Raw genomic sequence first — 12,114 nt, forward strand, 5'->3', positions numbered from 1 at the left:
AGCACCCCTCCCCCTTTGTGGGGCGGGCAGCGGGACCAACGGGAAAAACTGCTACGCCTCGTTGGTGCGCGCGTTTCTTCCCTGGGGGGGGGGACGCCCCCCCCCCACCGGCGGCGGTCGGGACCGCAGGGTCAGGGGGACAGGGCGGCCGCCTTCGCCGGCAGCCGTACCGGCTCGTGGACCAGCGGCCCCTCGGCCGTGTCGGCGGCCTCCTTGCCCGGGGACAGGCCCCGGCGGATCCAGGACAGGGCCGGCGAGGTGACCGCGGTGGTCAGCAGGGCCATCAGGACCAGCATCGTGAACAGCTCGGGCCCGATCACCCCCAGCTCCAGCCCCAGGTTCAGCACCACCAGCTCCGTCAGGCCGCGGCAGTTCATCAGCGCCCCGATCGACATGGCGTCCCGCCAGGACTGGCCGGTGGCGCGGGCGGCCGCCGTGCTGCCGCCCCACTTGCCGAGGAAGGCCACGACCATGACGGCGCCGGCCCACAGCAGCATCACCGGGTCGGCGGCCACCAGCCCCACATCGGTCTTCAGTCCGGTGTTGACGAAGAACAGCGGCAGCAGGATGGGGATGGTGAAGGCCCGCAGCCGGGCCGCGCACAGCTCGATCACCCGCGAGCCGCGCGGGGTGATCACCCCGAAGACGAAGGCGCCGAACAGGGCGTGCACGCCGATCTTGTCGGTGGTGAAGGCCGACAGGCACAGACCGCTGAAGAGCACCACCAGGACGACGGAGTCCACCGTGCGGGCGGCCCGTACGGCCCACTTGGCGAGCAGCGGCCGGACCGCGTAGATCATGAACGCCAGGAACAGGGCCGCGAGCGCCGCCGTCGTGACCGCCTCGACGGGGGAGCTGCTGGTGCTGACGGCGACGACCGCGGCGAGCAGGCACCAGGCGGTCACGTCGTCCACCGCCGCGCAGGCCATGGCCAGCGCGCCGATCCGGGTGTTGTAGAGCCCCCGGTCGGTCAGGATCCGGGCGAGCACGGGGAAGGCCGTGATGCTCATGGACACGGCGATGAACAGCACGAACGCCAGCTTGGTGACGCCCTTCGGGGCCATCGTGTCGTACATCAGCAGGGCCAGGCCCGAGCCGAGGACCAGCGGGAGCGCGATGCTCGCCTGGCTGACGCCGATGGCGGTACGGCTGTGCCCGCGCAGGGCCGAGAGGTTGAGTTCCAGGCCCACCAGGAACATGAACGCCAGCAGACCGATGTTTCCGAACGCCCCGGTGAACGGCAGGACCGTCCCGGGGAACAGCCATGTCTGGGCATCGGGCCACAGCCAGCCGAGCAGCGAGGGGCCCAGCAGGATGCCGACGGCGATCTCGCCGACCACCGGCGGCTGACCGAGCCGGCGGAAGAGCATCGCGCCGGCCTTGCACGCGATGATGACGGTGGGGATCGCGATCAGCAGGTCGGGCAGCGGGTCACGGGCGGACACCGGCGGCTCCTTCCCGGTCCGACGGCGCGACGAGCGGGGCGGGTATCGCCGGCAGGGGAGGGGCCGCCGCCGGCGGGCCGGGGACGGCCGTGGCGTCGGTCCAGCGGGCGTAGCGGCGCTTGCCGTACAGCAGGGGCTCCTCGCCGTCGTGCAGCGAGACCCGGGTGATCCGGACGAACACGGCGGTGTGGTCGCCGAACTCGACGGCCTGGGTGACCTCCCCGTCGGCGATGGCGTGCGAGGCCCCGGCCAGGTGCGGGCCGCCGGCGCCCAGCGGCAGCCGCCACTCAACGCGCTCGAAGCGGTCGGGGGCGCCCGAGGCGAACAGGTCGGAGACGGGGCGGGCGTTCTCGTGGAGCAGGTTGACGGCCACGTGCCCGGTCTCCAGGACGGCCTGGACGGTCGGGCTGCCGGTGCGCAGGCACAGCACCACGGTGGGCGGGGAGAGGGCGACGCTGGCGAGCGAGCTGCACGTCATGCCGCGCGGCTCGGAGTCCGTGCCGATCGTGGTGATCACCGAGACGCCCGAGGGGAAGGCCGACATCAGGGGCCTGATGTCGGCTTCGGCCGCGTCGGACAGGCCGGCGCGGACGGTGGTGACGGCGGTGGCGGAGGGGGACGGCTGCGAAGTGGCTGTCATGAGCGGGACTCTCCTGGTCTGGGGTGCGGCGCGGGGCCCGGAAGCCGGAGGGAGGGGCCGGCTCCGGGCCTGCGCACCGGAAGGAAGCGACTGCGTACTAGCCGTGCAGCTTGCGGAGGTAGTCGTACGTGCTGGGGAGGGTGTCGAGGAGGTGGTTCTGCTCCTGCTTGACCTTGCCGAACAGGGCCTCGGCGCCGGCCACGGAATCGGGCTTGTGGGCGAGGATCGGCAGCGGGGCGTCCGGCTCCAGGCCGAGGCCGGCGAAGACGCAGTAGTAGCTGCCGTTGGTCCAGAAGTTGCGGAATTCCGCCTCGAAGTTGCCGTAGTACGTGGACTCGTCCGCGATCGGCGAATTGATGGCCAGGCCGGCCTTGTAGGCGGAGATCTTCTCCTGGATGTTCTCCGGGAGGGTCAGTTCCTTGTTGGCCCGCCAGAAGGGCGTGTCGTTGCGGGGCGCGTAGTAGAAGTGCGCCTGGATGAAGTCGCGGGTGTCGTCGAACATCACCTCGATCTCGCGGTTGAAGCTGTTCGCCAGCTCCGGGTTGAAGGTGCGGTCCGGGAAGTGCTTGGCGAGCTGGTAGATGGCCGCCGTGATGAAGTAGATGCCGGTCGATTCCAGCGGCTCCAGGAACGCGGAGGAGAGGCCGATGCTGACCACGTTGTTCACCCAGGCGCGGCGGTTGCGGCCGACCCGGAACTTCACGTGGTTGAACTTCGTCGTCTCCGGGTCCAGCCCCCACAGGGCGCTGAATTCCTTCGTCGCCTCCTCCTTGGTCGTGAACTTGCTGGAGTAGACGTAACCGGAGCCGAAACGGCCCAGCATCGGGATCTTCCAGGTCCAGCCGGAGGACATCGCGATGGCGGAGGTGTACGGCTCGATGCCGTTCGCCTCGTCGTCGTGCGGGACCGCGGTGGCGACGGCGCTGTCGCACAGCAGGTGGTCGCTCATGTCGATGAACGGCTCTTCCAGGGCCTGGTTGATGAGCAGGCCGCGGAAGCCGGAGCAGTCCACGAACAGGTCGGCGTCCAGCACCCGGCCGGCCTTGGTGTGCAGGGCCGTGATGAAGCCGCGCTCGTCCTTCTCGGCGTGCGTCATCTCGTCCTGGACGTGGTTGACGCCCTGCTTCTCGGTGGCGAAGCGGCGCAGGAAGTCGGCGACCAGGGCGGCGTCGAAGTGCCAGGCGTAGCGGGTGGAGGGGGTGCCGTCGAGCCACTTCGGGGACTTCTTCGCGTCCATCACCGGGGGCTCGCGGAAGCACGCGTAGTCGAACGGCTCCTCGGTCTGCCCCTCCAGCTTCCGCTTGGCCCAGTAGTGCGACATCGGGACGTTGTCGCTGTCGGGCAGGATGCCGAACGGGTGGTAGAAGTGGTCCGGGCCGCCGTTCTCCAGCTCACGCGCGTCCGGCTGGCCCTGGCCGCCGGTTCTCCAGTTCACGAACCGCACCGCCATCTTGAAGCTGGCGTTGCACTCCCGCATCCACTCCTCCTCGGCGATCCCGAGGTAGTCGAAGAGGACCTTGTGGAGGTTCGGGACGGTGGCCTCGCCGACACCGATCCGCGGAATCGCCGGCGCCTCCAGGACCGTGATGTCCACGGTGCCCTGCAGGGCCTTCCCGAGATAGGCGGCGGTCATCCAGCCGGCGGTACCGCCGCCCAGGATGACGACTTTCTGAATGCGCGAGTCGGTGCCGGTCATGTGGGGACTCTCTCTTCCGTCTGCTGGGGAGTTCCGTTGTGCGATGGGAAGAGATTCGGACCGTCGACTATGCGCCACCTATAACCAGCCGTATGGCGTCGGTATAGCGGATTGGCCGAATCTCGGTCCCGTTGTATCCGCACCCCGCAACTCCCAGCAGAGGATGGCTGCATCAGATGCCGTACGACGAAGGGACGAAGGGAATCCTCTCTACCGTGGGAGGAACGCCGCTCATCGAACTGGAGCGTTTGCTGCCGGGCCTCGGCTCGCGGGTGTTCGCGAAGGTGGAGCGGTTCAATCCCGGAGGAAGTATCAAAGACCGCTCCGCACTCTCCATGGTGCTGGCGCGCATCAGGTCCGGGGAACTCGTCCCGGGCAAATCCACGGTGATCGAGTCGAGTTCGGGCAATCTCGCGATCGGGCTCGCCCAGATCTGCGGCTATTTCGGCCTGCGCTTCATCTGCGTCGTCGACGCCCGCACGACCCGGCAGAACGTGGCGATCCTGCGGGCCTACGGGGCCGAGGTCGAGATCGTCGTCGACCCCGACCCGGTCACCGGCGAGCTGCTGCCCGCCCGGCTGCGACGGGTCGCCGACCTCGTCGCCGAGACCCCCGACGCCTACTGGCCCGACCAGTACTCCAACCCGCTCAACCCCATCGCCCACCAGAACACGATGCGCGAGATCGCCGAGGCCCTCGACGGTCGCGTCGACCAGCTCGTCGTGGCCGCGGGCACCAGCGGAACCCTGGGCGGCTGCGCCGAGTACATCCGCCGCCACGGCATGAACACCACCGTCAACGCCGTCGACGCCATCGGCAGCGTGCTGTTCGCCCCGCCCGAGCGCGTCACCCGGCTGATCCCGGGACACGGCGCCTCGGTCGTTCCCCGGCTGCTGCGCCCCTCGGACGCGGACCGGGTCATCCACGTCGGCGACCTCGACTGCGTCGTGGGCTGCCGCCGGCTGGTGCGCCAGGAAGCGGTGCTCGCCGGCGGCTCCTCGGGGGCCGTCGTCTCCGCCCTGGAGCGGATCGCCCCGGACATCATCCCGGGCTCCAACGTGGTGCTCGTCCTGCCCGACGGCGGCGACCGCTACCTGGAGACGATCTACGACGACGACTGGGTGCGCCGCCAGTTCGGCGAGGTCTCCCACCTGTGGAAGGACCCGCAGCCGGCCGTCACGCCCCACCTCGTGGATATAGGCCACGGATAGCGGCCGCTCCCACCATCGAACCATCGCCCCCGCACGATCCCCACGCAACGGAGGAATTCGGATGACCACCCAGATCGCCACCCTCGACGCCGAGCGCAAGGAGCAGATCAAGGAGATCGTCTGCGACATCCTGGAGCTCGACCTCGACGAGGTGACCGAGACCAGCCTCTTCAAGGAGGAGCACGACGCCGACTCCCTGCGCACCATCGAGATCCTCGCCTCGCTGGAGCGCGTCTTCGGCATCACGCTGGAGCAGGCCGAGCTCAGCCGCATGGTCAACCTGGTCGGCGTGTACGCCGTGATCGCGGAGGCCGAGGGCAAGTGACCTCCGAGACGGCCGCGACGGGGCGGCGACCCGCCCCCCGGCACCGGGTGGTGATCACGGGTCTCGGTGTCGTGACGAGCATCGGCACGGGCGTCGACGCCTTCGCCGAGGGCCTGCGGGGCGGACGCAGCGGGGCCAAGCCCATCAGCGCGTTCGACACCACCGGCTTCTCCCATTCCAACGCCTGCGAGATCACCGACTTCGAGCCGGAGGCCTGGCTGCGCGAGCTGCCGGCCGACGAGCTCGGCCGGGCCGCCCAGTTCGCGGTCGCCGGGGCCCGCATGGCGGTGGCCGACGGCGGACTCACCGAGGCGGACGTCCGGGCCAGGCGCTCCCTGGTCTCGGTCGGCACCACCGACGGCGAGTCCCGCGACCTGGACCACCTCACCGGGCTCCAGGTCGCCCAGGGCGAGGACACCCTCGACCCGGTGGTCGCCCGGCGCGTCTGGCCGGGCCGGCTCTCCGCGGGCATCGTCCGCGAACTGGGCCTGGAGGACGTCGAGACGGTCACCGTCCCGACCGCCTGCGCCGCGGGCAACTACGCCGTCGGCTACGGCTACGACGCCATCAGCTCCGGCGACGTGGAGATGGCCCTGTGCGGCGGCGCCGACGCCCTGTGCCGCAAGACCTTCACCGGCTTCTACCGGCTCGGCACCATCGCCCCCGACGTGTGCCGGCCCTTCGACGCCGACCGGCAGGGCATCCTCACCGGCGAGGGCGCCGGCATCCTGCTGATGGAGTCACTGGAATCCGCCCTGGCCCGCGGCGCCCGGATCTACGCCGAGGTCCTCGGGTACGGGCTGTCCTGCGACGCCAGCCACCCGGTCGCCCCCGACCGGGACTCGATCGCCCGCTGCATCACCGCCGCGCACGCCAACGCCGGCATCACCCCCGCCGACGTGGACTTCATCTCCGCGCACGGTACGGGCACCAAGGCCAACGACGTCACCGAGGTCGGCGCGATCCGCCAGGTGTTCGGCGAGGACCTGCCCCGCACCGTCTCCATCAAGTCGATGATCGGGCACACCATGGGCGCCGCCAGCGCCCTCGCCTCCGCGGCCTGCGCCCTCGCCCTGCGCGAGGGGTTCATCCCGCCGACGATCAACCACCGCACCACCGACCCCGAGTGCGGGGTGGACTGCGTACCGAACGAGGCCGTCGAAGCAGACCTCAAGGTCGTGCAGAACAACGGACTCGCCTTCGGCGGCAACAACGCCGTCCTGGTCCTCGGCCACTGGGAAGACGAGAGGAGCGCCGTCGCATGAGCACGGCAGCGGAACCCCGCGAGCGGCAGCTCGTCATCTCGGGCTGGGCGGTCAGCTCCCCCTACGGGCTGGGCCGCCGGGCCTTCGCCGAGGGACTCCTCGCCCGGACGGCGGCCACCGCCCCCGTCGACACCGGGAAGTGGCCCGTCCCGTACGAGGACGCGGGCCTGATCCCCGGCTTCGACATCAAGGAGGTGCTCGGCCGCAAGGGCACCCGCTCCATGGACCGGGCCACCGGCATCGCCGTCGTCACCGTCGGCGAACTCCTGGAGGACTTCGGCCGGGGCCTGGCCGCCGACCCGGAGAAGACCGGGCTGGTGCTCGGCACCTCCGGCAGCGTCCAGTCCATCATGGACTTCACCAAGGACGCCCTGACGGGGGAGAAGCCCTACCTCGTCGACCCGGCCCGGTTCCCGAACACCGTGATGAACTGCCCGACCGGCCAGAGCGCCATCCGGCACACCCTCAAAGGCCCCAACGTCACCGTCTCCGGCGGTTCCGCCACGGGCCTGCTCGCCCTGAACTACGCCTCCCGGCTGCTGCGCGGCGGCCACGCCAACGCGCTGCTGGCCGGCGCCGCCGAGGAGTACTCCGTCCAGCGGGCCCGCCTGGAGCACGTCGCCGACCACGGCGGGGCCGAGGCCGACCCGCTCGGCGAGGGCGCCGCGCTCTTCCTGCTGGAGAGCGGGGACGCCGCCCGCGACGGGGGCCGCCAGGTCCTCGCCACCGTGCTCGGCTCCCGCTTCCGGGCCTTCCCCGAGAGCGGGCGGGCCGGCTCCGCGCTGACCCGCTGCGTCGAGGAGGTCCTCGCCGGCGCGGGCGCCGCCCCCGAGGACGTCGCCCTGGTCGCCCCGGGCACCCCGGCCGGGCTGCTCGGCAAGCAGGAGGAGTCCGCGCTGGACGGCGTCGCGGGCGAGCGGATCGCCGTACGCCCCCTCGTCGGCGACGCCACCGCCGCCTCGGCCGCCTTCCAGCTGGCCGCCGTCCTCGCCCACGCCGGCGCCCGGCCCGCCCTGGTCGACCGGCTCGCCCTGGTCACCGCCATCGACCGGGACGGCACCGTCGGGGCCACCCTGCTCCGGCTCGGCTGACCGGGGCGGTCCGGAGCGGGGGGCGCCCGCCGACGCGCCCCCGCCCGCCGACGCGCCCCCGCCCGCAGCCCCGCACCGCCGCAGCCCGGCACCCCCACCCGTTCCCGCGCACCCGCGCAGGCCCCGCACGCACACCCGCGTCCCGAGAGAGAGGCACCTATCCATGTCCGAGACACCGAGGCCGGTAGCCCTCGTCACCGGCGGCTCCCGCGGCATCGGCCGGGCCGTGGTGGAGATCCTGGCGCGGGACGGCCACGACGTGGCCTTCTGCTACCAGTCCAACGAAGAGGCCGCCCGGCTCGCCGCGAAGTCCGCGGAGGCGCTGGGGGCGCGGGTGCTGGCCCGCCGGGTGGACGTCACGGACCGCGAACAGGTCCGGGCCTTCACCGCGGAGGCCGAGGCGGAGCTCGGCCCGGTGGAGGTGCTGGTCACCGCCGCCGGCATCGTCCGCGACGGCCACCTCGCCATGATGAAGGACGAGGACTGGGACGCGGTGGTCCGCACCAACCTCGACGGCACCTTCAACTTCGCCAAGGCAGTGGCCTTCCCGATGATGAAGCGCCGCCGCGGCACCATCATCACCCTCTCCTCGGTCGCCGCCGCCGGCAACGCCACCCAGAGCAACTACTCCGCCACCAAGGCCGGGATCATCGGCTTCACCAAGGCCCTCGCCAAGGAGTCCGGCCGCAGCGGCCTGCGCGCCAACGCCGTCGCCCCCGGCTTCATCGCCACCGACATGGTCGGCGCCCTGTCCGAGAAGCACGCCAAGGAGATGACGGACCGCATCCCGCTGCGCCGCTTCGGAGAGGCGCACGAGGTCGCCGAACTGGTGTCCTTCCTCGCCTCCGACCGCGCCTCCTACATCACCGGACAGGTCTTCCACATCGACGGCGGTCTGGTCGTCTGACCCGCCCGACCACCGGGACCAGCCTGATTCACAGAGGAGTTTCGACATGGCCGGCCGTGCCGCCAAACCGCCCCGGTTCTACTTCAACCTGCGCAGCCCCTACAACTTCTTCGCCCTGCACGACATCGAGCGCCGGCACCCCGGACTGCTCGACCGCCTCGAATGGCGCCCCTTCTGGGAGCCCGACGAGACCACCGGCCGGCTCCTCGAAGAGGCCGGCGGGCAGTTCCCGTACACGCCGATGAGCCGCGCCAAGCAGTTCTACATCCTGCGCGACGTACGCCGCCTCGCCGCCGACCGGGACCTGCCGCTGACCTGGCCGGCCGACCGCACCCCCTGGTGGGAGCCGGCCCACCTGACCTGGTTCCTCGCCGCCGACGCCGGCCTCGGCCGGGAATGGGTGGCACGCGCCGGACGGGCCCGCTGGCTGGAGGGCCGCGACATCTGCGACCCCGCCACCGTCGTCGAACTCGCCGCCGGGATCGGCCTGGACGCCGCCGCCGTGGCCGCCGCCCCCGACGACGCCGGCCTGCGCGCCCGCGGGGCCGCCGCCCTGAAGGACGTGCACCGCGACGGGGTCTTCGGAGTCCCGTACTTCATCAACGGCACCGAGCCCTACTGGGGCCTGGACCGGGTCGAGGAGTTCGCCGCCTCCTTCGCGGACGAGGCCCCCGCCCCCGCCGCGCAGCCCGAGGAGAGGGAACTCGCCGTCGTCGGAGCCGGCCGCACCACCGACATGAGCCACGCAGGAGGCTGCGGATGAGCACCACCACCGTGGAGGCGCTGCCGCTCACCGCGATCCAGCAGTCCATGTGGACGGCCTACCGGGTCTCGCCCGAGGCCTCCGCCTACAACATCGTCATGCCGCTGCGGCTGCGCGGCCGCGTCGACCCCGTCGCCATGGACGCCGCCGTCACCGCCGTCGGCGCCCGCCAGGACCTGCTGCGCTCGGTCTTCACCGAGAGCGCCGCCGGAGTACGCCGCACCGTCAGCGAACAGCCCCTGGTCCGAATGGAGTTCCACGACCTCGACGGCGCCGGCGAGGACGACCTGCACCGCGCCGCCGAGGAGGCCGGAGCCCGCCCCTTCCGCCTGGAGTCCGGAGCCTTCCGGGTGGTGCTGCTGCGCCGCTCCGACACGGACTGGGCCCTGGTCACCTCCGCCCACCACATCGTCAGCGACTTCACCTCCCGCTGGCTGCTCGTCCGCGACGTCCTCGACGCCTACGCGGGCATCGCCGCCGGCACCGAACCCGCCTGGCGGCCCATCCCCGGCTCGTACGCCGACCACGCGGCCGAGGAGCTGCGCTACACCGCCTCCGAGGCGGGGCAGCGGGCCGCCGCGCTGTGGCACGAGTCGGTGGCCGGCGCCACCGCCGCCGAACTGCCCCTGGACCGGCCCCGGCCCGCCCTGCGCTCCTACCGCGGCGGAACCGTCGTACGGCAGCTCGCGAAGGACACCGCCGACGGACTGCCCGCCGCCGCCTCCGCCGCCGGGGTGACGCCCTTCGCGTACCTGCTCTCCGTCTTCCAGGCCCTCACCCACCGCTGGACCGGCCAGGACGCCTTCGTCCTCGGCGTCCCCGCCACCAGCCGGATGGGCCGCGCCCAGCGCGACGTGATCGGCTGCTTCCTCAACACCATGCCGGTCCGCGCCGACTTCGACGCCCGCTCCACCTTCCGCAGCGCCGCAGCCCAGGCCGGCGAGCGCGTCATGCGCGGCATGGTCAACGTCCGCTACCCCTGCGCCCTGGCCTTCCCCCGCGCCACCGTCTTCCGCACCGCGCTGTTCCTCGTCCAGATGGACCGCATGGAGCCGCCGGTGCCCAACGTCCCGCCGGGCGCGAGCGAGGGCCCGTCCGTCCCGTACGCGGGGCTCGACATCGCCCTGATCGACGTCCCCCAGCAGGAGGGCCAGCTGGACCTGCTGCTGCGCATCGAGCAGACCCCGGAGGGGGTCACGGCCGTCTTCTCCTACGACACCGACGTACTGGACCGCGAGACGGTCACGCGGTTCGCCGACGGCTACGAGCGGATGCTCGCGGCCGCCGTCCGGGACCCGGACACCCCGGTCGCCGACGTGGAACTGGCCGGCGGGAACGAGCTGGAGGCCCTGCTGGCCCTCGGCACCGCCGCGGGCACCGACCTCGACGGCTTCGACGGCTTCGACGAGTTCGACGAGTTCGAGTCCTTCGAGAACGCCGTGGACCAGCGGTGAGCCCCCGCGTCGCCGTCGTCGGCGCGGGACTGGGCGGACTGACCGCCGCCGCTGCCCTGTACGCCCGCGGCCTGGACGTCACCGTGTACGAGCGCGGCGAGGCCCTGCGCGAGCAGGGCGTCGGCATGCACCTGGGCCCCAACGGCACCCGGCTGCTGGAGCGCCTGGGCCTCGGCCCGCGCCTGGCCGAACTGGCCGTCCGCCCCGAGGCCTTGGAGGTCCGCGCCTTCCACGACGGCTCCCCGGTGGCCGTGCAGGAGATGGGCGAGTCCTGGGAGCGGCAGTTCCGCGCCCCCTACCTCACCGTCCACCGCGGCGACCTGCACCGCATGCTGGCCGGCCTGGTCCCGGCGGAGCGGGTGCGAACCGGCAAGGAGCTGCTGCGGTACGAGGAGCGCCCCGACGGGGTGCTGCTGGAGTTCGCGGACGGCACCACCGGCCGGGCCGACGTCCTGGTCGGCGCCGACGGGGTGCACTCGGCCGTGCGGCGCGCCCTCGCCGGCGACGACGCCCCCGTGTACTCGGGGAACAGCGCCCTGCGCGGACTGGTCGCCGCGGCGGACGTACCCGGCCTCGACCCGGCCCGGATGTACATGTTCGCCGGCCCCCGCGCACGGGTGCTGTGCTACCCGGTCTCCGGCGGGCGGGAGTTCACCTACGTGGTGGTGGCCCCCGCCCCCGAGGGCGACGCCGAGTCCTGGACCAGCGCCGGCGACCGGGCCGACCTGGACTCCGTACTCGCCGGCTGGGCACCGCAGGTCCGCGAACTGGTGGGCGCGGCCGGCGAGGTGCGCCGCTGGGCCCTGTACGACCGGGCCCCGCTGGAACGCTGGAGCACCGCCCGCACCACCCTGCTCGGCGACGCTGCCCACCCGATGCTCCCGCACCACGGACAGGGCGCCAACCAGGCCGTCGAGGACGCCGTCGCCCTCGCCGTCTGCCTCGCCGAGGCGGCCCCGGGCGCCGACGGCACCGCAGCCGCCCTCGGACGCTACGAAGCGCTCCGCCGCCCCCACACCACCCGGGTACAGCTCGGCTCCCGCGAGGGCGGCAAGCCCCGCGGCGGCCCCGGCGGCCCCGGCGGCGACGTCAGGGGCGCGGCCGCCGACGTGAGCTGGATCCTCGACCACGACGTGGAAGCCGCCCTGCGCACCCCGCTGACCAGCGCGGCAGCCTGACACCGCACCCCCACCCCCACGGGCCCCCGACGCCATCCGGCGCCGGGGGCCCGTCCCGCGTTCCGGCCCGTATATGCGCTCGATAGGGCATCGATAGCGCCCTCTTCAAGGATGGCCACACCTGATCACGCGAAGGGAA

11 protein-coding genes are annotated in these 12,114 nt (G+C 72.5%); 8 read left to right on the top strand and 3 right to left on the bottom strand.

Annotation, left to right across the window (positions count from 1 at the left end):
• Positions 1–131: 131 nt before the first annotated feature.
• The 3 genes from AC07A6_RS01450 to AC07A6_RS01460 form a co-directional block, all read right to left on the bottom strand.
• Entirely contained in the window at positions 132–1,445 is a 1,314-nt protein-coding gene (locus AC07A6_RS01450) for a cation:proton antiporter (protein WP_362464806.1), read from the bottom strand.
• Positions 1,432–2,085, bottom strand: a complete 654-nt coding sequence (locus AC07A6_RS01455; protein WP_362464809.1) for a flavin reductase family protein — start codon at positions 2,083–2,085, stop codon at positions 1,432–1,434. The genes AC07A6_RS01450 and AC07A6_RS01455 overlap by 14 nt, the downstream gene beginning before the upstream one ends.
• Before the next feature lie 97 nt (positions 2,086–2,182).
• Positions 2,183–3,781, bottom strand: coding sequence for a tryptophan halogenase family protein (locus AC07A6_RS01460; protein ID WP_362464811.1), 1,599 nt, complete (start codon positions 3,779–3,781; stop codon positions 2,183–2,185).
• Between the two features lie 176 nt (positions 3,782–3,957).
• Between AC07A6_RS01460 and sbnA the strand changes: the two genes are divergently transcribed.
• The 8 genes from sbnA to AC07A6_RS01500 all read left to right on the top strand — a co-directional run bounded on the left by sbnA (position 3,958) and on the right by AC07A6_RS01500 (position 11,975).
• Positions 3,958–4,992, top strand: coding sequence for a 2,3-diaminopropionate biosynthesis protein SbnA (gene sbnA, locus AC07A6_RS01465; RefSeq protein ID WP_362464814.1), 1,035 nt, complete (start codon positions 3,958–3,960; stop codon positions 4,990–4,992).
• Positions 4,993–5,053: 61 nt separating this feature from the next.
• Positions 5,054–5,317: an acyl carrier protein gene (locus tag AC07A6_RS01470; RefSeq protein WP_007267082.1), complete on the top strand. Its 264-nt coding sequence runs from the start codon at positions 5,054–5,056 to the stop codon at positions 5,315–5,317.
• Positions 5,314–6,582 (top strand): beta-ketoacyl-[acyl-carrier-protein] synthase family protein, encoded by a 1,269-nt coding sequence (locus tag AC07A6_RS01475; protein WP_362464817.1) that lies wholly within the window; start codon positions 5,314–5,316, stop codon positions 6,580–6,582. Before AC07A6_RS01470 ends, AC07A6_RS01475 begins: the two co-directional genes overlap by 4 nt.
• Positions 6,579–7,673, top strand: coding sequence for a beta-ketoacyl synthase N-terminal-like domain-containing protein (locus tag AC07A6_RS01480; protein ID WP_478775607.1), 1,095 nt, complete (start codon positions 6,579–6,581; stop codon positions 7,671–7,673). Before AC07A6_RS01475 ends, AC07A6_RS01480 begins: the two co-directional genes overlap by 4 nt.
• Positions 7,674–7,836: 163 nt before the next feature.
• Positions 7,837–8,580 (top strand): 3-oxoacyl-[acyl-carrier-protein] reductase, encoded by a 744-nt coding sequence (gene fabG, locus AC07A6_RS01485; RefSeq protein WP_362464822.1) that lies wholly within the window; start codon positions 7,837–7,839, stop codon positions 8,578–8,580.
• A 46-nt stretch (positions 8,581–8,626) separates the two neighbouring features.
• Positions 8,627–9,343, top strand: coding sequence for a DsbA family protein (locus AC07A6_RS01490; RefSeq protein ID WP_478775608.1), 717 nt, complete (start codon positions 8,627–8,629; stop codon positions 9,341–9,343).
• The gene (locus AC07A6_RS01495; RefSeq protein WP_478775609.1) at positions 9,340–10,797 is read left to right on the top strand and encodes a condensation domain-containing protein; all 1,458 of its coding nucleotides are present in this window, start codon (positions 9,340–9,342) and stop codon (positions 10,795–10,797) included. Before AC07A6_RS01490 ends, AC07A6_RS01495 begins: the two co-directional genes overlap by 4 nt.
• Positions 10,794–11,975: an FAD-dependent monooxygenase gene (locus AC07A6_RS01500; RefSeq protein WP_478775610.1), complete on the top strand. Its 1,182-nt coding sequence runs from the start codon at positions 10,794–10,796 to the stop codon at positions 11,973–11,975. The genes AC07A6_RS01495 and AC07A6_RS01500 overlap by 4 nt, the downstream gene beginning before the upstream one ends.
• Positions 11,976–12,114: the final 139 nt, after the last annotated feature.

It is taken from the genome of Streptomyces sp. NPDC044002 (assembly GCF_056434525.1).